Source organism: Pedobacter cryotolerans, assembly GCF_005116475.1.
Taxonomy (GTDB): domain Bacteria; phylum Bacteroidota; class Bacteroidia; order Sphingobacteriales; family Sphingobacteriaceae; genus Pedobacter; species Pedobacter cryotolerans.
Genome location: NZ_SWBO01000001.1, coordinates 465002 through 491344, shown reverse-complemented (window position 1 = coordinate 491344; position 26343 = coordinate 465002). Strand labels below are relative to the sequence as shown.

The 26343-nt window shown below is 35.3% G+C and carries 20 protein-coding genes; 13 read left to right on the top strand and 7 right to left on the bottom strand.

The features are described from left to right. Window positions 1-82: 82 nt before the first annotated feature. Both secA and FA045_RS02200 read right to left on the bottom strand, forming a co-directional pair. Window positions 83-3388 (bottom strand): preprotein translocase subunit SecA, encoded by a 3306-nt coding sequence (gene secA, locus FA045_RS02205; RefSeq protein ID WP_136873985.1) that lies wholly within the window; start codon window positions 3386-3388, stop codon window positions 83-85. Window positions 3389-3615: 227 nt separating this feature from the next. Then, the gene (locus FA045_RS02200) at window positions 3616-3921 is read right to left on the bottom strand and encodes a hypothetical protein (RefSeq protein WP_136873983.1); all 306 of its coding nucleotides are present in this window, start codon (window positions 3919-3921) and stop codon (window positions 3616-3618) included. A gap of 143 nt (window positions 3922-4064) precedes the next feature. Here FA045_RS02200 and purD point away from each other — a divergent pair, with 143 nt between their 5' ends. After that, entirely contained in the window at window positions 4065-5336 is a 1272-nt protein-coding gene (purD, locus tag FA045_RS02195) for a phosphoribosylamine--glycine ligase (protein ID WP_136873981.1), read from the top strand. A 166-nt stretch (window positions 5337-5502) separates the two neighbouring features. On the opposite strand, the gene FA045_RS02190 is transcribed toward purD, so the two are convergent. Next, complete coding sequence (locus FA045_RS02190) at window positions 5503-6654, bottom strand: TlpA disulfide reductase family protein (protein ID WP_136873979.1); 1152 nt, start codon at window positions 6652-6654, stop codon at window positions 5503-5505. Window positions 6655-7056: 402 nt separating this feature from the next. Then, a complete protein-coding gene (locus tag FA045_RS02185; RefSeq protein ID WP_136873977.1) occupies window positions 7057-8238 on the bottom strand; it encodes a formimidoylglutamase in 1182 nt (393 codons plus the stop codon). Between the two features lie 67 nt (window positions 8239-8305). Here FA045_RS02185 and FA045_RS02180 point away from each other — a divergent pair, with 67 nt between their 5' ends. The 5 genes from FA045_RS02180 (at window position 8306) to FA045_RS02160 (ending at window position 13519) form a co-directional block, all read left to right on the top strand. Next, window positions 8306-9268 carry an NAD-dependent epimerase/dehydratase family protein gene (locus tag FA045_RS02180; protein ID WP_136873975.1) on the top strand — a complete coding sequence of 321 codons (963 nt, stop codon included), beginning with the start codon at window positions 8306-8308 and terminating at the stop codon, window positions 9266-9268. Between the two features lie 2 nt (window positions 9269-9270). Continuing rightward, window positions 9271-10569 carry an HAD-IB family phosphatase gene (locus FA045_RS02175; RefSeq protein WP_136873973.1) on the top strand — a complete coding sequence of 433 codons (1299 nt, stop codon included), beginning with the start codon at window positions 9271-9273 and terminating at the stop codon, window positions 10567-10569. 77 nt (window positions 10570-10646) lie between these two features. Then, on the top strand, window positions 10647-11246 hold the full coding sequence (locus FA045_RS02170; protein WP_136873971.1) for a hypothetical protein: 600 nt from the start codon (window positions 10647-10649) through the stop codon (window positions 11244-11246). A 187-nt stretch (window positions 11247-11433) separates the two neighbouring features. Further along, window positions 11434-12393 carry a tryptophan 2,3-dioxygenase family protein gene (locus tag FA045_RS02165; protein WP_136873969.1) on the top strand — a complete coding sequence of 320 codons (960 nt, stop codon included), beginning with the start codon at window positions 11434-11436 and terminating at the stop codon, window positions 12391-12393. 61 nt (window positions 12394-12454) lie between these two features. After that, a complete protein-coding gene (locus FA045_RS02160; RefSeq protein WP_136873966.1) occupies window positions 12455-13519 on the top strand; it encodes a branched-chain amino acid aminotransferase in 1065 nt (354 codons plus the stop codon). A 114-nt stretch (window positions 13520-13633) separates the two neighbouring features. On the opposite strand, the gene FA045_RS02155 is transcribed toward FA045_RS02160, so the two are convergent. Then, the gene (locus tag FA045_RS02155; RefSeq protein WP_136873964.1) at window positions 13634-15433 is read right to left on the bottom strand and encodes a hypothetical protein; all 1800 of its coding nucleotides are present in this window, start codon (window positions 15431-15433) and stop codon (window positions 13634-13636) included. A gap of 133 nt (window positions 15434-15566) precedes the next feature. Next, window positions 15567-17327 (bottom strand): AsmA family protein, encoded by a 1761-nt coding sequence (locus FA045_RS02150; protein WP_136873962.1) that lies wholly within the window; start codon window positions 17325-17327, stop codon window positions 15567-15569. Window positions 17328-17467: 140 nt separating this feature from the next. On the opposite strand from FA045_RS02150, the gene FA045_RS02145 reads away from it, so the two are divergent. From FA045_RS02145 to FA045_RS02115, 7 genes are all read left to right on the top strand, one after another. Further along, window positions 17468-19024 (top strand): MiaB/RimO family radical SAM methylthiotransferase, encoded by a 1557-nt coding sequence (locus FA045_RS02145; protein WP_136873960.1) that lies wholly within the window; start codon window positions 17468-17470, stop codon window positions 19022-19024. A 129-nt stretch (window positions 19025-19153) separates the two neighbouring features. After that, window positions 19154-20383, top strand: coding sequence for a sigma-54 interaction domain-containing protein (locus FA045_RS02140; protein ID WP_136873958.1), 1230 nt, complete (start codon window positions 19154-19156; stop codon window positions 20381-20383). A gap of 182 nt (window positions 20384-20565) precedes the next feature. Continuing rightward, window positions 20566-21078: an LptE family protein gene (locus tag FA045_RS02135; RefSeq protein ID WP_136873956.1), complete on the top strand. Its 513-nt coding sequence runs from the start codon at window positions 20566-20568 to the stop codon at window positions 21076-21078. Between the two features lie 33 nt (window positions 21079-21111). After that, a complete protein-coding gene (locus FA045_RS02130) occupies window positions 21112-22344 on the top strand; it encodes a hypothetical protein (RefSeq protein WP_136873954.1) in 1233 nt (410 codons plus the stop codon). A gap of 13 nt (window positions 22345-22357) precedes the next feature. After that, window positions 22358-22714, top strand: coding sequence for a preprotein translocase subunit SecG (gene secG / locus FA045_RS02125; RefSeq protein ID WP_136873952.1), 357 nt, complete (start codon window positions 22358-22360; stop codon window positions 22712-22714). Window positions 22715-23083: 369 nt separating this feature from the next. Continuing rightward, complete coding sequence (locus FA045_RS02120) at window positions 23084-24655, top strand: hypothetical protein (RefSeq protein WP_136873951.1); 1572 nt, start codon at window positions 23084-23086, stop codon at window positions 24653-24655. Window position 24656: 1 nt separating this feature from the next. After that, window positions 24657-25178 carry a hypothetical protein gene (locus FA045_RS02115; RefSeq protein ID WP_169305003.1) on the top strand — a complete coding sequence of 174 codons (522 nt, stop codon included), beginning with the start codon at window positions 24657-24659 and terminating at the stop codon, window positions 25176-25178. A 728-nt stretch (window positions 25179-25906) separates the two neighbouring features. Here the strand turns inward: FA045_RS02115 and FA045_RS02110 are convergent. Then, on the bottom strand, window positions 25907-26227 hold the full coding sequence (locus FA045_RS02110; RefSeq protein ID WP_136873947.1) for a hypothetical protein: 321 nt from the start codon (window positions 26225-26227) through the stop codon (window positions 25907-25909). Window positions 26228-26343: the final 116 nt, after the last annotated feature.

Sequence of the window (26343 nt, the reverse complement as noted above, 5' to 3'; positions counted from 1 at the left end):
TTGACCTTTTAATATGAACTGTCAATCGTAAACAAAATAACCCTAGCTTTCACTAAGGTTATTTAAATGTAATACTTAAAATTTATCCATTTACACCATGGCAATTTTTATATTTTTTGCCGCTACCACAAGGGCAAGGCTCATTACGACCAACAGTTGCTTCTTTACGAATTGGCTGTTGTGGCGCTAATTCTCTGGTGTCTTCAATTGGCACATCGCCACCAGTTGCTTGGCCAAACTCTTGTTTGGTAGTTTGCAATTTAGGCTGGCGTTTAGGCGCTTGTGCTTCTCTTACATCATCAGCATCTTGCTGAACAGGAATGCCACCTTTATACAAGAAACTTACCACCTCTTTATTTACCACATTTAGCATGGTTTTAAATAGATTAAAAGCTTCCATTTTGTAAATAATTAATGGATCTTTTTGCTCGTAAACCGCATTTTGTACAGACTGTTTTAACTCGTCCATTTCACGTAAATGCTCTTTCCAACTGTCATCAATTAAAGCAAGAATAATAGTTTTTTCGAAAGCTTTCGTCACTTCACGACCGTTATTTTCGATTGCCTTTTTCAAATTAACAGGAACTTGAATATGTCTCATTCCATCAGTAAATGGAACTACCACTTGTTCAATTTGCTCACCGCGTTCTTCGTAAACTTGTTTCAAAACCTGCATCGATTGATTAATAATCGCTTCAGATTTACGGGCATAAAATGAAGTCACTTCTTCAAATAAAATATCTGTTAATGTATGGATATTTTTAGCGCCAAATTCTTGTTCTGTAATGGCAGTATCTGATGAGAAGTTTTTGATCACCTCTAATTTAAAGCCTTCGTAATTACCTTCTTCTTTGTATTCGGTTACGATATCTTCGGCAACATCAAACACCATGTTGTTCATATCAACATCTAAACGTTCGCCAAACAAAGCATTTTTACGTTTAGCATAAATAACTGTACGTTGCGAGTTCATTACATCATCATACTCTAACAAACGTTTACGAACACCGAAGTTATTCTCTTCAACTTTCTTTTGAGCACGCTCTATAGAATTGGTAATCATCGAATGTTGAATAACCTCACCATCTTCGATACCCATTTTAACCATGATGTTAGAGATACGCTCTGATCCGAATAAACGCATCAAGTTATCTTCTAACGAAACAAAGAACTGTGAAGTACCTGGATCACCTTGACGACCAGCACGACCACGTAACTGTCTATCAACACGACGAGACTCATGACGCTCGGTACCAACAATTGCTAAACCACCAGCATCTTTAACACCTGGGCCTAATTTAATATCTGTACCACGACCAGCCATGTTGGTTGCTATAGTTACTTGACCAGCCTGACCAGCTTCAGCAACAATATCTGCCTCTCTTTGGTGCATTTTTGCGTTTAAAACATTGTGCTTAATGCCACGTAATTTTAACATACGACTTAGCAATTCAGAAATCTCAACAGATGTTGTACCTACCAAAACTGGGCGACCAGCTTGTGTTAAGGTTACAATTTCTTCGGCCACTGCATTGTATTTTTCGCGAATGGTGCGGTACACATAATCCTGCTCATCTTTACGAGCCATTACACGGTTGGTTGGTATTTCTACTACGTCTAATTTATAGATAGACCAAAACTCGCCAGCCTCGGTAGTTGCCGTACCCGTCATACCGCAAAGTTTGTGGTACATACGGAAAAAGTTCTGCAAAGTAACTGTTGCATAAGTTTGCGAAGCATCTTCTACTTTCACATTTTCTTTTGCCTCAATTGCTTGGTGTAAACCATCAGAATAACGGCGGCCATCCATAATACGGCCCGTTTGCTCATCTACAATTTTAATCTTTCCTTCATCGATGATATATTCTACATCAATTTCGAACAAAGTATAAGCTTTTAACAATTGGTTTACTGAGTGAATACGTTCTGCTTTTACAGAATAATCACGCATCAAGGCATCTTTTTGCGCAATTTTTTCTTCGCTAGTTAAATTAGATTTTTCAATTTCAGCGATTAATGTACCTACATCTGGCAATACAAAGAAACTTTGATCTTCACCCTGTTGGGTAATTAACTCAATTCCTTTTTCTGTTAATTCAACTTGGTTATTTTTTTCGTCAATGTGAAAAAACAATTCAGAATCTACCTTAGGCATATTCTTAGATTGCTCTGCCATATAATGATTTTCGGTTTTTAACAAGGTTTGTCTTACACTACCTTCGCTCAAAAACTTAATTAATGCTTTGTTTTTTGGCAAACCACGGTGAGCACGTAATAATGCCAAACCGCCATCACCTTCTTCGGTACCAGCGTTACCACCGTTTATTAATTTTTTTGCTTCATTTAATGCCGATGAAACATAAGCTTTTTGTGCATTTACCAAACGCTCTATACGAGGTTTTAACTCATGAAACTCATGTTGATCGCCAAAAGGAACTGGACCAGAAATAATTAATGGTGTACGAGCATCATCAATTAAAACTGAATCGACCTCATCTACCATTGCAAAATGCAGTTTGCGTTGCACCAATTGATCTGGCGTTTGCGACATGTTATCACGCAAGTAATCGAAACCAAATTCATTATTAGTACCGTAAGTGATATCGGCTAAATAAGCGTTTCTACGTTCTTGTGAGTTTGGTTCGTGTTTATCAATACAATCTACACGTAAACCATGAAACTCAAATAAAGGGCCATTCCACTCACTATCTCTACGAGCTAAATAATCATTTACGGTTACAATGTGTACACCTTGGCCAGCTAAAGCATTTAAATATGCAGGTAATGTACTTACCAAGGTTTTACCCTCGCCAGTAGCCATCTCGGCAATTTTACCGCTGTTTAAAACCATACCACCAATTAACTGCACATCGTAATGAACCATGTTCCATACAACTTCAGTTCCCGATGCATCCCATTTATTTGCCCAATAAGCTTTATCGCCCACAATTTTAACATTGCTTTTGCGAGCCGCATAATCTCTATCAAATTGCGTTGCAGTAACCTCTAATTGCTCATTTTCGCTTAAACGGCGAGAAGTTTCTTTTACAGTAGCAAATGCAGCCGGCATAATTTGCAACAATACTTTTTCTAATTCTGTATCACGCTCCTTACCTAAAGCATCAACCTCATCATATAAAGCAGTTTTTTCTGTAAGAGATAACTCTTGATTTTCTGCTCTATGCTTAATCTCCGCAACTTTTGCATCAATATCTGCCAAAGCATCGGCGATTGTAGCTTTAAATTCTACTGTTTTATTACGTAATTCATCATTACTTAGCGATGAAAGTTTTGCGTACTCTTCATTAATTTGGGTTACTAAAGGTTGTAATACTTTAATATCTCTTTCTGATTTGCTTCCAAATATTTTGGCTAAAAATCCTAACATGTTTTTATAAATTATTAATTGTTTTTAATGTTGTAATGTTTTAAAATTGAAATGTTTGAAGGTTGCAAATCCAATTATTAACAGATTATGAAACTTTACCCATTTCAGTAGTTTAAGTCGAGTTGCAATACCAAAACTTTGCTTAATGCTAAGTCAACTTGGCAGTTATTTTAAATTTTAACTCGAAATAGTCTTTTGCATAAAGACTTTTAAAGGTGGGAATAGTATTAAGGACTATTGTTTTTAGCGTTTTGCCTAATGGTTAAATCGGCTACAATATGATTACGAACTTTATATTCAGCAACTTTAAAAGTTGGCAGTATACCAATTAAAGTAAGTTCGCTGTAAGATAAAAAGAATGGACTATGGTTGTCGTTTTGTTGCGTAACATCCTGTACAACATCTCCATTACCAACCTCTAACCTATTACAATAGCGTTCGGTTAGTATTCTTAAGCCATCAACTCTTTGCTCAGCTTTTGCTAAGTGAGTTAGGCTAAAAAATACAAGAGATATAGTAACAATGTGCTTCATTCTGGCGGCAAATCTAATTTTAATCTTTTACATATCGAAATTTGCATCAATTAAAAAGATTTCTACCCACCATCTTCAACTCTTGTGCCAAATAATCTCAGAAACCTCTTCATAGCTGTAATCATATTATTATCTTTGCTTACATGAATATTTTATTGTTAGGTTCTGGCGGAAGAGAATGTGCTTTTGCTTGGAAAATGAGCCAATCTGCGCTATGCTCAAAATTGTTTATTGCCCCAGGTAATGCTGGTACTGGCAATTATGGCAAAAATGTAAACATTAACCCGAATGATTTTGAAGCTGTAAAAGCTTTTGCATTAAAAGAAGGTATCGAGCTTTTAGTAGTAGGTCCAGAAGAACCTTTGGTAAATGGAATTCATGATTTTTTTGCTAACGATGCTTCGCTAGAGCATATCCCCGTTATCGGGCCTAAAAAAGAAGGTGCAATTTTAGAAGGAAGTAAAGATTTTTCTAAACAGTTTATGGAACGTCACGGCATTCCAACTGCAGCTTCCAAATCTTTTACCAATGAGAATTTAGCAGAAGGATTGGAATATCTATCAACACATGCTACGCCAATAGTTTTAAAAGCTGATGGTTTAGCTGCTGGTAAAGGAGTTTTAATTTTAGATAACGTTGTTGAAGCTCAAGAAGAATTAAAGTTGATGTTAGGCGGTAAATTTGGCAATGCTGGAAGCACCGTAGTAATTGAAGAATTTTTAACTGGAATTGAGATTTCTGTTTTTGTATTAACTGATGGTAAAAACTATGTGATTTTACCAGAAGCGAAAGATTATAAAAGAATTGGGCAAGGCGATACAGGTTTAAATACTGGTGGAATGGGTTCTGTTTCTCCGGTTCCTTTTGCTAATGAAGCTTTTATGGCGCAAGTAAAAGATGAAATTATACAGCCAACTATTGATGGTTTGTTAAAAGACAACATCGATTACACAGGCTTTATCTTTTTCGGCTTGATTAAAGTTGGCGATAAACCTTATGTGATTGAATACAATTGCCGAATGGGCGATCCTGAAACGGAAAGTGTTATTCCTCGTATGGAGAGTGATTTGGTAGAGTTATTTATCGCTTGTGCGGATAAAAAATTAGATACTTTTAATTTAGTAGTAAGCAAAAAAACTGCAGCTACCATTATGTTGGTTGCTGGCGGTTATCCTGGCGAATACGAAAAAGGTAAAGCAATTTCGGGTATCGAAAACCTAAGAGATTCTTTAGCTTTTCATGCGGGCACTAATTTAGAAGGAGGCATTGTAAAAACCAATGGCGGTAGAGTTTTAGCCATTACAAGTTTACAAGACGATCAGTTTAATGCCTTGCAACATGCTACTGCAGATGCGGGCAGAATTTATTTTGATGGAAAATATTTTAGAGAAGATATCGGTTTCGATTTGATGTAATGTTAAGTTCGTCATTTCGAACGAGGTTCTTCACCGAGGAGAAATCTGCCTAAAAATACCAATGGAATTACAGAACAGATATCTCCTATCGTCGATATGACGAAGATGATTTATAACAAGAAAGGCTCGATAAATTTCGAGCCTTTCTTGTTTATGTTATTTAGCTCTATTTAGATTTAGCACCTAAAAGTTCTGCAAGTTTAGTTTGCAGTTCTTCGCCTCTTAAATTTCTCGCTACAATTTTACCACTTGGATCAACTAAAAAGTTAAATGGAATACCTTGTACACCGTAATTTTTAGAAACTTCGTTTTCCCATCCTTTTAAGTCCGAAACATGTGCCCAAGTTAAGTTATCATCAGCTACTGCTTTTAACCAAATTTCTTTTGTTGTTCTGGTGGTACCGCCATCTAAAGAAACGCCCAAAATGGTGAAATTTTTATCCTTAAACTTATTATAAGCAACAACTACATTTGGGTTTTCTTGTCTACAAGGTCCACACCATGCTGCCCAAAAATCTACCAAAACATATTTACCTTTAAAATCTGATAGTTTAACGGGTTTACCTTCTGGGTCATTTTGAGTAAAATCAGCAAGCATACCTACCTGAGTCTTTTTCACTCCATCTATAACAAGTTTTATTTTTTTTCCTCTTTCTGATTCCTTAGCTGCAGCAGAAAGTTTCATGTAAACCGGCTCAACAGCTTTCGGGTCAAAATCAGCCCCCATCATACTACTAACCGAAACTAAAGAAATATATGAATTTGGATTTTCACCTACAAACTGCTCATAGACAGGGTTTTTCTCCTTATTTACAGCTTCATATTTATCATAAAAAACTTGCATAAAGGCGTCATCTTTTTTCTGTTCGGCCGTGTAAGTGTTGTATTCTTTCATTAAAACTGCAACTTTAGCATCTACTGGCTTTAATAATTCAGCAAGTTTTGCACTTTCGTCATTTATTTTAGAACCAACAATTTTTATGTTCTTTAAAGAGTCTGTTCCTTCAACCTTAAAAGCTACAGGCTCAATATAAAATGATTTACTATCTAATATTTCACCTTTTGCAGGGCGATTTACATAAGGGTTTTTGTTTAAAAACAAAGAGGCATTTACAGGAGCTTTTATTGATCCTTTAAATTCAAAAGCTCCATTTGCTACAAGTGCCGAGTCTGCTATTCGCTGACCGCCTTCAACGTAAGAAAGGAAAACTTTATCACCTGTTTTTAAAGCTTTAACATCACCTTTAATGGTAAATGGTTCTTGTGCCATTAAGCCTAATGGTAACAGGCAAAATGCCGATAAAATTATTTTTTTCATGTTAATATTTGAGGTTTAGGGGATTGTAATTACACAAATATAAAAAAATGTGTTTTAACAAGAGTTTTTTATTGTAAAATTAAGGTAAGGCTTTATAGTTAAAGTAAAATTTATAATTTGAAAATTCAAGTAACTGCTACTCACAACCGCTAGTCCCGCTTTTGCCCATAGCCCTTACGCCTGTAAAAACTGAAAGTTTGTACTTTACACGGGGCTATTTGGCGCAATCGGGTTTAGGCACAACGGTTGGTGCAAAAAAGCAAATTACCTACATTAATTAGCCCCGACATACGCGGAAATATTTGGTTGCAAATCACTTACAAAATGCGCTGCCATAGACCAAAATTATAGCATTGGCGGGACCAAACCTAAGTTTTTAGCACAGGTTTTGCGCTTCAAAAATTAAGAAAGTTTCTGATAAGTTCGCCACCACAAATCTGGCATTTCGCCATTTACTGCGGTGTTATAATCTTCATATCTGCAAGGTACCAAGTGATACCTTTCGTTTTTTGAAATTCCTGATGGATACGGCACCTGCATCCACCATCTATCCGAGCGCTTACTTTTTACAAAATTCATTTCGCCAGAACCATCTTTTAAACTAGCTCTGTAAATGATATATTGAGATTTTGGCGTAAGTGGAAAATCTTGTTTACGGTTGTAAAAACCATCTATAAAATACCAAACCATTTGCGCTAAAAGCATGGCAGTTTGCCCGTTTCTATCAAAAGCTGGATTAAACTCGTAAAAACCGATAGAGGTTAATTTATCATTCATACCAGCATAACGGGTAATTCTACAAGCATCTTCGCCGTAAAAACCGTTCGGACCAACATTTACATTTGCACCAGCATCTGCAGAGCGAATGGCTCCCATATCAAAACTAATCATATTTGCATTGCGCAAAACAGGCTCAGTTAAAGAAATATCATGCATAAACTCGCCTAATCTGTGTACATCAAAATAAAGCTTGTCCATCACTTTTAAACTATCTTGATTAACAAAATAAGTTTGATAACCAACATTGCTAAAATTAAACAAGTAATTTGGCTGATGTAAAAAAACCTTGCTCAAATAAGAATTTGAAGTTGTGGCTATGCTTTCATCCGTATCTTCATCTAAATCGAACTTAGAATCGATAACCACCAAATCTACTTTTTGCTCTAAATTTTCGTAAGCCATGTACTGGGCATAGGTAATATCTTGGCCGCCACCGATAATTATGGGTAAAATATTTAGCTTAACCAATTCTGCAACAGCTGTTTTAACTGCAAAATAAGTGTCCGAAATTTCTCTACCAGCTTTAATATTTCCTAAATCGATAATTTTACTAGTAAAAGCACCTTCATTTAGTGCATAAAAATGCGCTCTAAAATGATCTGCCGCTAAAGCGCAACCGTTGTTATTTATTGCGCCTCTATCGTCATTTACTCCAAAAATGGCTATATCGTGAGTTTTTTCTTCTAAATCTGGAAAACGATCTGTAAAAAATTGAGCCTTTAAACCTAGCTGACTAGTTAAAAATCCTTGCTTGGGACTAAACTTTTCTGAGTTAATGGGCGAAAAAAAATCTGATAAAGACATAAAAGCGATATAAATGTTTGGGCTCAAATATCTATTTTTGAGCGGACACTACCTAAAAAAAAATATAATGATATTGGTAACAGGTGCTACGGGATTTTTAGGAGCAGAATTAATTCATCAATTAACGGCTCAAAATTTAAAGGTTAGGGCCTTAAAAAGAGACACTTCTAAAATCCCCGATTTAATTGTAGCTAATCCGCTAATTGAATGGTTTGTTGCAGACATTAATGAGCCCGAAGATTTAGCAGATGCTTTTGAAGGCGTAACGCAAGTTTATCATTGTGCTGCCTTTATTTCTTTTGATCCGAAAGATAAAAACAAACTCATAAAAATTAACATCGAAGGCACTTCTAACATCGTAAACCTCTGTGTACACCATGGCGCTAGGCTTTTACATGTTAGTTCAATTGCAGCCTTAGGCGATGCCAAAAAAGGCGAACAGATTACTGAAAAAGATTTTTGGGAGTACAATCCACACGTACATTCTTATGCCATTTCTAAATACGAAGGGGAAATGGAAGTTTGGCGTGGCATAGCCGAAGGATTAAATGCTGTAATTGTAAATCCGGCAGTAATAATTGGCAAAAATGCTGGCTTTACGGGTAGTGGCGCAATTTTTAAATTGGTAAAAGATGGCTTAAAGTTTTATACCGATGGCGCTACAGGAATTGTTGACGTAGAAGATGTTGCCAAAGCAATGATTTTATTAATGAATGCTGAAATTAGCGATGAAAGATTTACCCTATCGGCAGATAACTTACACTACAAAGATTTTTTTGCAGCAATAGCTGATGGCTTTGGTATTAAAAGACCAAGTAGCGAAGCAAAACCTTGGATGTTAGGCATTGCTTGGCGAGCCGCAAAATTAGCTTCAATTTTTACAGGCAAAGCACCTTCGTTAACAAAAGATGCCGCCAGAAGTAGTTTTAATTTGAGCAATTACAGCAACGGAAAAATTAAAAAAGCAATAAATTTTGAATTTAAACCTTTAAAACAAAGCATTGCTGAAGTGTGCATAGCTTTGAAATAAATATGAAACAGCAAAACTACTACATTATTGATTTCGACAGCACCTTTACTCAGGTAGAAGCTTTAGATGAACTGGCTCGAATCTCGTTAAACAAACATCCTGATAAGGAAGCTATTTTTAAAAAAATTGAAGATTATACGAATTTGGCTATGGAAGGAAAATTATCCTTCTCAGAAAGTTTAGCTAAACGTGTACAATTATTAGAGGCCAACGAAGCTCATTTAAAACAACTGATTACGCGATTAAAAAAGAAAGTTTCTGCTTCATTTTCTCGCAACGCTGCTTTTTTTAAAAAACATGCCGATGAAGTTTTAATTGTTTCTGGCGGATTTAAAGAATTTATTACCCCAGTGGTAAGTCAGTATCACATTAAAAAAGAGAACATTTATGCCAATACTTTTGTAACCACAGGCGATGGAAAAATTATAGATTACGACCATGAAAATCCGTTAAGTGAAGAGGGTGGAAAGGTGAAACTGATTAGCAAAATGGCTTTAGAAGGTGAACTTTATGGCATTGGCGATGGTTATTCAGATTATCAGCTACGCGAAAGTGGTTTGATTAAAAAATTCTATGCTTTTACCGAAAACATTGCCAGAGAAAGCATTGTATCAAAAGCCGACCATGTTACGCCAAGTTTTGATGAGTTTTTGTATGTAAATAATTTGCCAAGGGCGATATCATATCCTAAAAATAGAATTTTATGTTTGGTAATTGGCGATGTACCTGATGATACGATTACCTTGCTTAAAAAAGACGGGTTTTCTATTCGCCATAAAACTTCTTTTGAAGAAAAATATGTGGCTGATGTTGGAATGATTTTGCTAGGTGATGGCGAAAAAATTGAACAAGAAAAATTAGAACGTGCTGTTAAACTTAAAACCATTGGTTATTTGGGCAGTGCAAAAAATAAATTTTCATTCCAAACCTGCACTAACATGGGCATAGTTGTTTTTGATGATCCAAAAAGCAATCCACGTAGTGCAACCTTTATTACTAAACGGGTAATCGATTTTATGAATAAGGGCACAACTTACATGAGCAGCAATTTTCCTAATTTACAGTTGCCTGCGATAGATAAATCTCATCGTTTAATTCATATCCATAAAAATGTACCGGGTATTATGGCGCAAATTAATACCATTTTTGCGAAGCACAACATCAACATTGTTGGGCAATTTTTAATGACAAACGCAACTTTGGGTTATGCCATTACAGATATTAATGCCGAGTATGATAAAACATTATTTAAATCGCTAAAAAAGATAGAAAATACAATTAAATTTAGGGTGTTGTATTAACACACGGGGAGCTTTGACAACTTTCTATAAAAGCGCAAAGAAAGTTGTCAAAGCTTAATAGATTTAAAAGTTTATTTATGGCTAGCGTAACAGAAAGAATAGATTTAATTAACTCTTTGGAGCTAATTGGACGAGAAAAAAATGAAAAAGTAGAAATGCATTTGCAGAGCAATTTCTATATTCTACTGTTAAGCTGTATTGCATTTTCAATTACGTTTATTATCGTTTTATTAGCAGCAATCACTGAAGTTTTCGGGATTGATTTTAGATTTAATTGGAACAAAACAAGCTTATTGGTATTACTTTCTATAAATGCTTATGATGCGATTGGAAATGCTTTGTATAAAAGAATAATTTTAAAACATTTGAAGTTTTTAGAAACATCATCTGCAAATAATTTTGATCTACAACTAAATGATGATTTAGCAGATATTGCATCAAAGCTTCATCAACCTTTAAGTCGAAATATAATATTAGGAGCTTTGATGATAATCATACTCATTGGCTGCATTACTCAGACGTTTATGGATAATCAATTTATCTACTATAAATTTTTCATCATACCAACATTATTGTTTTATGTGTTAGCCTCCTTAAATATTTGGAATAATTACAAAAAGTTAAAAGCAAATATTAATGAAGTTGAAAGTAGTCAACCTAGCTTTAGCACTGTTTAATTTTGATTTATTAACTTGCAGCAATACTTAAAAAACCACTGAAAATGAAGTTTGAGCAAAGTTTCAAAACTTGGAAATGGGCTTCTTTTATTAGCTTAATTATCTCCAGACCAAGCTAATTGATTAGTAGATCATTTATTGCTGCAATAAAATTTGCAGCTTATGTTTCATTACTAATCAAAATTTCATGGATTTCACACCAGATATCATTAACAAGATCAATAAGCTTCAAGAAAAGTATGAAGCGATGGGCCAAGACATGGCATCGTATCTTGATGGTTTATTATACGCCGACTTTTTAACCTATTGGGATTATATACACTTAGATACACTCCTAAGTTTACAAAATCCAAAAACACCATTTCCTGATGAAGAGATTTTCATCATGTACCACCAGATTACAGAATTGTATTTTAAATTGGCCTTGCATGAATGTAAACAAATTGCCGAGCATGAAAATTTAACTACTGAGTTCTTCACTGCAAGAATTAAAAGAATTAACGCCTATTTTAATGCTTTAACAACTTCGTTTGAAGTGATGGTAAACGGCATGGAAAAAGAGCAATTTTTAAAGTTCCGCATGTCGTTATTACCGGCTAGTGGTTTTCAATCGGGCCAGTACCGAATGATTGAAATTAATGCAACCAATTTTACCCAACTGGTTGATAAAAGCAAAAGAGAAGAACTAAAAGATGCCACAATTGAAGAAAAATTTGAGTTTTTATATTGGAAGTTTGGTGCCACCGAATTGGCAAGTGGCAAACAAACATTAACCTTAAAACAGTTCATCAAAAAATATGCTACAGAATTTTTAGCCTTGGCAAAAGAACGGGAGCAAAGCAACTTTTCGGCTTTGTACCAAAAATTACTTTCGCAAGGCGATGATGTAAGTGCACTCGCAGAAGAATTGCGCAAATTAGATTTATATGTAAACGTAGAATGGCCTTTGGCGCATTACAAATCCGCAGTGCGATATTTAGAAAAAGACCCCGTTGATGTTGCTGCGACAGGCGGAACCAACTGGCAAAAATATTTGCCTCCACGTTTCCAAAAACGAATTTTTTACCCTTTTTTATGGACCGAAGAACAAATGGAAGACTGGGGGAAAGGATGGGTGCTTAGTGTATTACAAACACTTCGAAAATAAGATTAATTTGGGTTTAAGGGCATTTTTTAGTACTTTTGACCCAAATTTAATACCTAAGGCAGTGATAGATACTTTACAAATTAAGGTTACCGAAAACAGCAATCCGAGATTAGCTGAAACAGATTTTAAAAACATCCCATTCGGAAAAACTTTTACAGACCACATGTTTATGGCCGACTACGAAGACGGCGAATGGAAAAATTTACAGATTTTACCTTACGGCCCAATTCCGATGAGCCCAGCAATTTCTGCTTTGCATTACGGACAAGCAATTTTTGAAGGAATGAAAGCTTATCGTTTGCCAAATGGCGATGTGAGTGTGTTTAGAGCTAACAAAAACTTTGAGCGTTTTAATATTTCTGCAGATAGAATGGCAATGCCAATTATCCCTGAAGAAATTTTTATGCAAGCTGTTGCTGCTTTAATTAATATTGATAAAGGTTGGGTACCAACTCAAGAAAATTACTCGCTGTATTTAAGACCAGTAATGTTTGCTACAGATGCTTCTTTAGGCGTTAAAGCAAGTGATACCTATAAATTCTTTTTGTTGGCTAGTCCGACCGGCCCATATTACACCAAAGCTTTAAAAGTAAAAATAGAAACGAAATATACCCGTGCAAACGAAGGTGGAGTAGGTTATGCAAAAACTGCCGGTAATTATGCCCGCTCTTTATATCCATTTGCCCAAGCACAAAAGGAAGGTTTCGATCAATTAATTTGGACTGATTCTTCTACCCATACTTTGGTAGAAGAATCTGGAGCAGCAAATGTAATGTTTGTTTTAGATGGAAAATTAATCACAGCAGCAATAGGCGAAACCATTTTAAATGGTGTAACTCGTGATACGATTATTGAGTTAGCAAAAGATAAAGGTATTACTGTTGAAGAAAGAAAAGTAACTGTTGCCGAAATTATTGAAGGCGCCAAAAATGGTAAATTAACTGAAGCTTTTGCAGTTGGTACTGCAGCTACGGTAACTCAAATTGGTGAAATTGGATTTGAAGGTGAATTGTATAAATTAAGCGAAACTAGCACTCGTACGGTTTCTACAAGCATTGCCAAAGAATTAAACGACATTAGAAACGGCTTAACCGAAGATAGATTTGGTTGGAACTGGATAGTTTAAAAAGGATTACACAGATTAATGTGATTTCATTGATTTGATAGTTTTGTCATCCTGAGCTTGTCGAAGGATTATAAATTAAAACCGCCTTGCATTAAATTTGCAAGGCGGTTTTTGTTATCGCTCTTGCCTTTCTCGGCGTTCAATTCTTAATTGCCTGCGCTTTCTACGTTCATCTCTATCTTCTTTCATTTGCTCAAATTTATTTACATGCGCTTTAATTTCAGCTTCTTTTTGCGGGGTAACACCTACGCTGTATTTTACTCCCTCAAAAAGTGTTCGCCATATAAAACTAAAAAATGATGCCGTTGGTTCTTTTTGATAATTGATGGTTGCAGAAGTAAATTTTCCATCCGCACTCGGATTATCAGAATATAAAACCAAAGCATTTGCTAAAATAGAAAGCAAACCTTGCTTTACTAAACGTTGCCTGCCTTCTTCCTTTTTTAATAGCGCTACAGACAAATCGTTAAATGCAAAATCAAGTTTTCCTTTGGCAACTTCTTGGTTAGCCTTAATATCAAAAGCTAGTTTTTTAATATCAGCACTATTTACCTGCACCATACCCAATGGCTTGGTAATTTTATTTAGTTGCCTTCCATCTAAATTTGTTAAAGCTCCTTTATAATCAAATGCGCCAATGGGCGAGTTTAAATCAAATTTAAAGTTGATAGTTAACCTACCTTGTCCCATTACATGGCTAAGCAAATCTGCTTGCATAAAATGATTGATTGCTTTAACCTTTGGTGCATTTGTAGCATTGCTAATAGTTCCCGAAGTTTTTTCGAATGATATTTTACCGATTTGTTTACTTGTTTTATCAAACTCTGCATAACTCACATCGATATTGCTGAGCTTTATTTTTTTTATAGTAAGCTTGGCATTTAGCTGTTGCAGCAATTGATGCGGAAATGCCCCTTTTTTAATCTTAACCAGCTTAGGATAAGAATTATTGTTAAATACCGCAACACTTCCATCAGCAATTTGCATCTGATTGGCAATTAATTCTCTCTTTTGCAAATAGGCCTGCAAATTGATCCCTAAAAGATTGATGTTATTTAATTGGATATTAAAACTATCACGGGCATAACCATTTACTTTAGCAAAATTTGCTTCACTATGTCGAGGTACCATGGCAAACTTTTTAATGTTAACCCTCCCGCTTGAAGCTTTAAAATCTAGCTGGTTAACATTTAAGTAATACACGCTATCTGGTGTAGCAAAACTGTAGTTATTTAAATTTACGGCTACATCTTTCAATAAATAAAATCTTTTGGGGTCTTCGGCAGATAGCGAATCGATTAACCAATCGCTTAATTTAATACTGATGTTATTAACCGAATCTATCTCTGGTATTGCTCCATTATTGTTAATGTACTTAAACTTCGCATTTCTAAAATCAACTGTTTCTACTCTGATAGATTTGAAAAGTTTTTTAATGTAATCATAAGGAGATTGACGAGGACGTGGTGGGCGATCATCATTAAAATCAAAATGCCTATTTACCATTTGAATGTCTGGCTTATCAAACAGCAACAGTTTCACATCTACTTTTTTATCAAAATAAACGGTTAATGGTTTAAAGTTTTTAATGGAAAGCTTTTTTAACTTAATGTAATAAAGGTTATTTGGTGCTTTTTGCTCGGCTATTAATTGTTTGTAAATAGCTGTATCAGGTGCAATATTAATATCAATTAAGGTAGCAGAGCCTGTAATTAAATTGGTATGGAGATCAGAAAATTCTACTTTGTACAAACCTCTTGTTGATTTCAATACCAACTCTTTTAATTCTTTTTGAATGATGGGTTTAAGCTTTGCACTTAAATACCATGAAACTGAAACTACAATTAAAGCAACAAAAAGCAAAATGCCTAAAATCCATTTGAGTAATTTTCTTCGGGATGCTTTTTCAGCCATACTAATCAATTATCTGTGTGTTCTTAACATAGCCTAATATAGTAAATTGATTTGTGATTCCGACTTCTCTGTATTCTCATTAGAAACATGGATTGAAATTCTTCTCCGCCACGGCGGATCTGAATGACAAATACTAATTCTTCGCCCGTTCCGCTCTACGCTCTGCTCTTCTTTGTTGACGCTCTGCCTTTGCTTTGCTAACAGGAGCTGGTTGCCCCTTAACAGGAACTATTCCCAATCCAACAGTTTCTCTAATGCCAGTAAAAATGCTCTTCCACATTAAATTAAAAAATGATGCTTGAGGCAATCTAGTAAAAGTAATATTTGCAGTTCTTATTGCTTCACCTTGTGTTGGATTATCGTTTTTAATTAAAACCGTATTTGCCAAAAACGATAACAATCCCTTTTTTTCTTTCACTCCATTTTCATTCTCTTTTAAGAGATTAACTTTTAAATCATTGTATAAAAATTTAACAGTTCCAGAACTTCCATTTTGGTTGGCATTGATATTAAAATCAACACTTTTAACGTTTCCGCTTTCTATGGCAACCAAACCTAAAGACCTAGATAATGGGTTTAAAACTTTTAAATTAAACGGACTAACATGACCAGTGTAGCTAAATGCTGAATTTTTATCTGTTAAGTTAAAATCAATTTTAACGTTTAGCTTTCCGGCACCCATTACAGAAGTAGTTAAATCTGCATAGGCATGATTTTTTTTAACCAATCTTGCTGAGTCGTTGGTGATGTTTAAGATTTGTCCGCTTAAATTATCAAGCTTTAAAGTTCCTCGTTCTTTAGTTTGCGGATTATATTCAGTGTAAGCGATATCTAATTTATTTAGCGTTAATGTATCAACCAATGTTTGCATCTCTAAACGTTTTAACGCATTATGCGGATAGTTTTTTCCTTTATCAAAAGCAGGTGGTGGTAATTCTCTATTTAAAAATACCGCTACTTTGGCTGGGCCGATGTTTAATCTTTTAGCATGAAAATTCCCATCGTTATTTAATCCAATAAAATCTACACCACTTAAACTAATCTCATCAAATTTTAAATCGTACCTATCTTTTCCAACCTTATATTTCCTGCTAAATGCTAAATCAGCATACATCGGTATCAATTGAACACCAACAACTCTTAAAGTTTTGTTACTAATAGAACCTTTTAGTGTATCCACCTTGATGGTGTACATTTTATCTGCTGTTAAAGAACTATAGCCACTCATATTAAATGCAATATCTTTACTATGAAAAACCCTAGTTGTATCAAATTGCGCCATCGAATCTATCAAAACATCTTTTACATTAATAGATAAATGTTTAACCGCATTCAATTTTTTTAAGCCATTGTAATAATCGAAATTGGCATCAATTACTTTAATATCCTTAACACGAATTGATTTTAAGGAGTTAGCAATCTGTTGATAAAGTGTTCTCTCGTCTTTAACAGTATCACTTCTTTTTGGCACTTTACTGTAAACCATATCTATCGATGGATGATCTAAAACGATTGAACTTATCTTAACATCCTTATTAAAATAAGCTTTTAAAATCCCTACTCGAATAATTTTTAAATGCGCTAATTTTAACCTAAATAAATGAGTTGGAGCCTTTTTAATTTCTTTTAGTCGATTAAAAACTACACTATCCGGATACAATGAAATACTATCCAAAACAACAGAACCTGTAATTAAATTAAGGTGGATATCGCTAAAATCAATTTTATACAAACGATCAGATCCTTCATAAACTCCAGTTTTAATTTTTTCTGTAATTAAAGGTTTCCACTTTGCACTTATAAAAATAGAAACAGCCGCAATAAGCACTATTAAACCTACTAAAATTCCACCTATCCATTTTGCTAATCGCCTTGATCTCTTATTTTTGAGCATAGATTTAAGATTAAACCAATAATACAAATTGCAATAGCTTTTTGTTTGAATAATGTAAGGAGCAATAATTTTGATGCTGACAATTTGTCATTTATGAATATAATTTTGTATTTTTGAGACCCAATAAAATTGAATAATTGATGATTGAATTAACTTTAGCCGACAAGAAACACGATGAAGAGCGCCAAGGTGAGGCTTTGATTTTAGCAAACACTAAAAGCGACGGCAGGAAACTTTACATTGAAAGTTATGGTTGCCAAATGAATTTTGCTGATAGCGAAATTGTGGCTTCTATTTTAGCAGAAACTGGATTTGAAACTACTGGAGATTACCACCAAGCAGATGTAATTTTCATTAACACATGTTCTATCCGTGAAAATGCTGAAACTCGTGTTCGTAATCGATTATCTCAATTTGGGGTAGAAAAAAGAAGAAATCCGAAATTAATTGTGGGAGTTTTAGGCTGTATGGCCGAGCGTTTAAAAGCTAAGTTTTTAGAAGAAGAAAAACTGGTTGATGTAGTTGTTGGCCCAGATGCTTACCGCGATTTACCGGGCTTAATTAGTCAGGTAGAAGAAGGACATAAAGCTGTAAACGTAATTTTATCTCGCGAAGAAACTTATGCAGATATTAGTCCGGTGCGTTTAAACAGCAATGGCATTACTGCTTTCGTAACTATTATGCGTGGTTGCGATAACATGTGTTCTTTTTGCGTAGTTCCGTTTACCAGAGGCAGAGAAAGAAGCCGTGATCCTTTTTCAATTGTAGAGGAGTGTCGTCAATTATTCGAAAATGGCTATCGCGAAGTTACCTTACTTGGGCAAAATGTTGATTCGTATTTATGGAAACCCAACCCCAACCCTTCCCAAGGGGAAGGGAGTACCATTACACAAAAGCAAATCGATGAAGCGGATGAAATGAACACTTTAACTGGCGATGCTTTATTAGAAGCTTTGGTTAGCAAAAATGAGTTACCAGAAAAATTGGTTAAAAAAGATGAAGAATTAGGATCGGTAAATTTTGCGCAATTGTTAGAAATGGTTGCAGCGATTAATCCAGATTTACGCGTTCGATTCTCTACATCGCACCCTAAAGATATTACCGACGAGGTTTTATATACCATAGCCAAACACGATAACATTTGTAATTACATTCATTTACCGGTTCAATCTGGTAACAGCAGAATTTTAGCCTTAATGAACCGTACTTATACGCGTGAGTGGTACATGAACAGAATTGATGCCATTCGTCGCATTATTCCAGGTTGCGCCATCTCGGCGGATATTATTGCAGGTTTTTGCACAGAAACTGAAGAAGAACATCAAGATACTTTGAGCATTATGGATTATGCGAAATACAATTTTGCTTATACATTCTCCTATTCTGAACGCCCAGGTACTTTAGCTGCACGTAAATATGTTGATGATATTCCTGAAGATGTAAAAGCTCGCCGATTAGCAGAAATATTTAAGAAACAACAAGAAGATTCATTGGCTTGTTTAGAAGAATTTGTTGGACAAACAGTTAGAATTTTAATCGAAGGTTTTTCTAAAAAATCTGATAAAGAATTTAGAGGACGAAACGATCAAAACGCAATGGCAGTTTTTCCGGTAGTAGAAAATGTAAAACCTGGCGAATATGTAAATGTTTATATAGAACGTTGTACATCAGCTACGCTAATTGGAAGAATCGTTTAATCCCTCCAACCCCCCAAAAGGGGAAAGGAAAGCTTAAAGACCAAAGCAAAAAGAAAATAGTTGATGGGTTAAGGTTATAAGACTTAAAGTCTCATATCTCACATCTCAATACTCATATCTAAAAAGAAAATGGATATACAAGATATAAAAAATAGGTTCGGTATTATTGGTGGTTCGCCGCTATTAAACCGTGCTATAGATACTGCCAGACAGGTTTCGCCTACTGATATGTCGGTTTTAATTACTGGCGAAAGTGGTAGCGGAAAGGAAGTTTTTTCGCACATCATCCATCAAATGAGTGCTCGTAAGCATGGTGCTTTTATTGCTGTAAACTGTGGCGCTATACCAGAAGGAACTATAGATTCGGAATTATTTGGGCACGAAAAAGGTTCATTTACTGGTGCACACGAAGCTCGTAAAGGCTATTTCGAAGTTGCCAACGGCGGAACAATTTTTTTAGATGAAGTTGCCGAATTGCCTTTGGGTACACAAGCTCGTTTATTACGCATTTTAGAAAGTGGCGAATATTTACGTGTAGGTTCATCTAAAGTCCAAAAAACAGATGTAAGAATTATCGCTGCAACAAATGTTGATGTTTACAACCGAGTTAAAAACGGCAAATTTCGTGAAGATTTATATTACAGATTAAACACGGTGCCACTTCGTATACCAGCTTTAAACGAAAGAAAAGAAGATATTTATCTTTTATTTAGAAAATTTGCAGCCGATTTTAGTGACAAATACCGCAGTCCGGGGATACAGCTAGAACCCGAAGCCATACAAATTTTAAGCAACTACAGCTGGCCAGGAAATGTTAGGCAATTAAAAAATATTGCAGAGCAGATTTGCGTTTTAGAGAAAGATAGAAATGTAAATGCACAGGCTTTGTTAAATTATATTCCTAATGAGCAGGCCAATAATTTGCCAATGGCGATTAATGGCAGCAACAAAGAAGATTTTTCTGAAAGAGACATTTTGTACAAAGTGTTGTTTGATATGAAAAAGGATATGGTTGAGCTGAAGAAATTAGTGGCAGAAATCATCCAAAATGGAGGGAATACCGATCATGTTATTGCAGATAACCCTCAATATATTAATCAGTTATACCACGACATTGATTTACCCAACCAAAATGAGGCAACGTTAACCATCAAACATCCTACGCAAAATAATCCTACCGATTATAATTATGCGCATGATGCCGAAGAAGTAGAAGAGTCGTTATCCTTAATTGATAAAGAATCTGATTTGATCAAAAAAGCATTGAAAAAACACAAAGGCAAACGCAAATTTGCAGCACAAGAGTTGGGTATATCAGAACGTACACTTTACCGCAAAATAAAAGAACTTAACCTATAATGATGAAGAAATCTGATAACTGCCTGCGGTCAATGTCATTAAGTTAAGCGTTGGCGGGGACGCCAACATAAGAAACTTCCAGCGTTGGCTTCCCCGCCAACGTGTTAATTTTTCTTAACTTAATAACATTGCGCCTGCGGTAGGCAGGGCTTCATCACAATTAAAAAACAAACTATATACAGATGAAAAAGCTGATCTTAATTTTAACAGTTTTCGCTCTTAGCGCTCTCAGCGGTTGTGGCTATAAATTTAATGGCGCATCTACCACAGGTTTAAAAACCGTTCGTGTGCAATTGTTCGAGAACAATGCACCATTGGTAATCCCAACTTTAAGTAACGTTTTTACTGAAGATTTAAAAGAGCGTATACGCACACAAAGTCGTTTAACCTTAACCCAAAACGAAGCCGATGTAGTTTTTGAAGGCAGAATTACAGGTTATGACATTAAGCCAATTGCCATACAAGATAACAGTGCCCCAATTGCCGGAGCGAATAGGCTAACTATAACAGTTGCAGTAAAATACACTAACAATACCGAATTTAAAGAGAGTAAAAGTTTTGAGCAATCTTTCACTGCTTTTGAAGATTTTTCTTTAGCCGGACAAAGTTTAGAAGCCCAGCAAGCAAGGTTAATTAAAGCGGTAAATTTTAAACTTACCGAAAATATATTTAACCAAGCTTTTGCACAATGGTAATAAATTTGCACTTTCAATTATTAACTTAGCGGCATGGAGCTAGATTTACAAACCAAACAACAGCTGGCAAATTTACTTGCAAAACCATCATTGGTTACGCAAGAGCATGCCTTTATGTTGCAAAATCTTGTAGATAAATATCCATATTACCAACCATTGCATTTGCTATTGGCTAAAGCTAGTTTCAATAGCGAAAATTCAAACAATCAGTTGGCAACCGCTGCACTTTACAATAATGGTAATTTGTTGCATCAGGTTATTCATGCACCAGAAAGTTTAGCTCAAAAACCTTATCATTTGCTTTCTTTTGGCGCCATCCAGGCGGATGAATTGCAAGTTGCAGATAAACCAAACGAAGTTTCTTTAATTGATGAACAGGAAGTTTTTGAAGAAATTAACGAGTTCGGTGATGTTCAAGACAATCATTACGATGTAGAACAAGATGAGATTTTTGAAGAAATTAACGAAGTTAGTTCGGTTCAAACATCAAACGCATCAATAACTGATGAGCAAGAAACTTTTGATGAAATTATTGAGCTTAATGCTGCAGCTTACATCCCTACAGAACAGTTAAAACCTGCTCCAGTTTTTGAAATAGAGGAAAAAACAGCAGAAGAAACTTTACCAGATGAATTTGCAATTGAAAGTATTGTAGCTTCCGACTTTTTTGCTTTCGAAAAGAGTTTTAGTGCAGATCAAATTACGGTTGACGAGCAGAAACCTAACATTGCTTTGGTTGAAGAATACGACCAAGAAGCCGAAGCACAAACAGTTAGCAAATACGACGACGATAAATTACCTTATACTTTTTTATGGTGGTTGGCTAAAACGCGTAAGGAGCATGAGCAAATTTTTCAGCCTTATGTAACGCCAAAAAAAAATAACAACCCCAACCCTAGCGAGCTGCAACAACAATATGTAGAGCATATTTTTCACTTGCAAACACCCTTTAACGTTGCCGATGAAGCCAGTAAGGGGCCAATTAATAGACAGATTACGCATAAAGGAGCCGATATTATCGAATCGTTTATTAAAAACGAACCACAAATAAGGCCACCAAAGGCAGAGCAGATTAACACAGAGAATAAAGCCAAGAAAAGCGCAGAAGATCATAACGACCTTGTTTCTGAAACCTTGGCTGCAATTTATATAGAGCAAATGCTTTACCACAAGGCAATAGACACTTATGAAAAATTAAGTTTGAAGTTTCCAGAAAAAAGCCGTTACTTTGCCGACCTTATTCAATCTTTAGAAAAGAAAATTTAACAACATATTATACATGGTAACCTTATTAGTCATTTTATTAATTATTTTTTGCGTTGCATTGGGTTTATTTGTTCTAATACAAAACCCTAAAGGTGGCGGTTTAGCTACTGGCGGTTCGGGCAGTAACATGTTTGGTGTACAACGTACTGGCGATGTTTTAGAAAAAGGAACTTGGGTATTGTTAACTTTAATTGTAGTAGTTTCATTGGCAATTACAACTATTGGCAAATCTGGCGCTGGTGTTTCTACTGGTGCAGCTGGCAAAGCCGATGAGTTAATCAATAAAGCAGCTACTCCATCTGTTTTAGGTGGTGGTTCACAACAAAAAGCTACTCCAGCAGCAACACCTGCTGATACGACTAAAAAATAATTCGTTCAAACGAAATAAAAAGAACTCTCTAGTTTAATTACTAGGGAGTTTTTTTGTTTATAATACTGTCGTCATTTCGAAATGAGCTTTTCGCGATTGAGAAATCTGTTTTATTCAGAAGCGATGGATTGATGGTAACACCAACCAAAAGAAAAATACTTTAATACAACCAAAATACCCTTCATACAACGCAAACACCCTTTCGTACAAAAAACTTGGAGCTGTAGTTTTTTATAATTAATATTATAGAAATAAAAAACGCGATCATGTATAAACTTTTTACCCCCCCTCAAAAAATTTAACCTTTGCTTAATTTTAATCCTTTTAACCTCAGCCTTTATTATTCACTCCTGCAAAAAGGAATTGCGTATGGGTTCGGAAACTCCACCAGCAATTTTGCTGGAAAAGGCCAAATTATTCTACAATAAACAAACGACCACCTTACCTAAGGTAAGTTCGGCAAACCAGGGAGGATCTGGAAACAAGCCCCATAATACTAAGATTGAAAACAAAAAGACACCCATATGGGCAGAGGCAAAAATGGAGAAAACCAAGGATGGCAAAACCGTAATGACCGTTCCATTAGAGAAGTACGAGCTAAACAACAAAGATATTGACTATGCCAGAAAATACATATTTGAAGAACGAGATGGCGAAATCACCGATGGGAAGGTCATAGAGGTGATAGGAGCTACCGAAATTATCAATGAAAAAGGAGAATCAACAGTTACGAGATACAAAGACAAGCAGATAGAAGGATTTAGTGGAGCTATGATTAGCTATAACCTAAATTACAGCTATCTAGAAGGCCATTATTATAAAGAAGGCAGGCAAGTTCCTGGCACTGTGAGAATAACCTCTAAACTACCTAACACACAAAGCAAAGGTGGCTTAAAAGGCAAACTCGCTAATGCGAATATCCCCAACAAGTTAAGCACAGAGATAACTGAAGATGGATCGACCATAACCTGTAGCAGCCGGTACTTACATGTTTATTATTATGATCAATATGGTGATTATATGTTTTCGACAGTAACTTATCTGGGTGAATTTTGTAGTGGACCTACAGGTCCTGTTGGACCTCCTCCTGTTGGAGGTGTTATAACAGAGACTGTGGTATACGATTGTGCAGGCGAGCCAAATGGAACAGCTTCTGATAACAATCCTTGCAATATCTGTATGGGTGGGAATACGGGGATAACGGCTTGCCCCCGGATCTTGAAAGAAATTAAAGTTGATTCTACAGCTAGACCTTGCGTTGATACAATTGCAACTAAAATTATTTCTGAGGCAGGTGAAATACAAAATGTTCTTTCTGATTTATTATCAATGGCAAACCTAAATGCTTCTGCTTCGATAAGTACAATTGCGAATTCAGGCACTTTCAAAATTAAGATAGGTGAACATCTATTTAATGACCAAACTAAGTACGATGCAGCCGGGAATTCTTTTATCTTAAGAAGAAATGGTGTTACCAACGACACTACGGGGTATATCCATCTTAATAAGTTAATGTTAAATGAGGCTACAGATTTAGCAGTTGCAGCTACATTAATCCACGAGTTAATGCACTCATATATGGTATACGGCATACATCATACTTCAGGCTTGGAACATGATATATTTGCGGGTATGAATACATTTCTATTTGACCAATCAGGAACCCCCTATTCAAACCAAGGCATACCGCAGCATACACAAATGGCAAATACTTATGTAAATTCGATGGCCTCATTATTAACAAGATTTGCCATTTCCCGTGGAATTTTAACATCACCTGATAGCTCAATTTCATTGACTGAATATTGTCAAGATATCTTTTGGCAAAACCTTCAACACAGTCAAGCATATATTGCTGCTCCAAACAAAAATCGTTCAACTAGCAATGGAAATAGAGAATATAAAAACACATCTAATTCATCTAAAAAAAAGAAATGTTAATATGAGAATTATTCTAACATTTATTTTTATTTCTATAACATCCGTTATAAATGCTCAAAAAGCAGATAGAAATAGTCATTTATGCCTATATGCCTTAGCTATTGATTCTCGTATTAAACAAGGAGACCCAAGGCTACCCAAATCAATAATCATAAATGATAGCATTTGGGAAGAGCTAAAAGAGTTGCAATCATTTGGTTCTTCCATAAAATTGGATTCAATGTTAAAAAGTAATAATTGGAGTTTCATAAATGAAGTAATTTTCAATGAAAAAGCTAAACCTTCATCCATAATCAAATCAAATAAAATATTACCTTATCTAAAAAATTCTGCCATCTTGTATAAAGCTAATGATTGGTCTATTGAAGCAAGTAAACTAAAGTTTTCTAAAAAATGCGACAGGGCGGCACTCACTGTGAGAACTTCATCTAAAAATGAAGTCTTAAGTTTGAGCATCTATTTTTTTGAATGTAGAAATGAGCAGTGGATATTAACGAAAGAACTAGCTCCTTGGTTGATGTGATCCCAGCTATTCGAGATGTTCTGAAAGGCATCTCGAACTTCCTTATATCAGGGATGATAATCTCTTTAATCTTACCATCTGGTTTAAATGTTCGCTTTTTCAGCGGCCACTTAAACCTTTAATTGGAAACGAAGCCTTTGCCGGGAGATATATTACCCGCAAAGCCATAAAAATAAAACGGTTATATTCCTTAAGCCAGTCATTAAAACCAGCTGTTCGAGATGTTCTGCAAGGCATCTCGAACTTTCTTATATCAGGGATTTGTAATCCCCAATCTGGTTTGAGTGTTCGCTTTTCAGCGGTTACCTAAACTAAAAATGTAAAAGAAGACTTTGTCTTGAGATATAACACACCTAAAGCCATGACAGTAAAACGATTATATTCCCTAAGCCATTCTTTGAAATAGTTTAATGCCTCGGTGCGTGTCCTCACGCACCGAAATTTGCATTCGATTGGTTCGCGGAGACACAAACCATGGCATAAGCTACCAACAACAGGGTGTAATTAATAAATATATTATGAAATATCCAGCTGTTCGAGATGTTCTGAAAGGCATCTCGAACTTTCTTATATCACGGATTTGTAATCCCATTAATGTTTGGTTGGCGATATCGCCAATGAGAAGAGAAAGGATGTCTATTTTAGATGGTGGTGTTGAAAAAGCTACTCCAGCAGCTATAACTTCTGATAAGAACAACACAAAACACCAGTGGATAGGTTAATAAACTTTATACAATTGCTAGGGCAGTATTAATCGTTTTCTTTAGCGCTGATAATATAACCTCTTTGTAAGCGTTAAAACTTTGTTCTTTTGTTAAATCTGTATCGCTTTCTTTTAATGCTTTTTTGCCTAATTTAATAGCCTGCAATTCATCAGTATAATGAATAGTAAATACTTCTGGCTCTTTATTCTTTAAAATTCTAACAGTATGAGAATATTGCTCATGGATATCAAAAAGCGCATCAAGGCTCTTCTCGTTATAACTCTTAACCTCATTTAATTTAACCAATAGCTTTTCTAACTTTACTCTTTCCTTTGCGTAACCCATAATGGTGCAAATATATTAGTTATCCATCTAACTATTTCTATTTAATAGTTTTTAACTTTAATAATTAACCTGTAGTGGTCAGAAGTTTTTTTGTTTTGAAGTTAGCTCTTCATTCC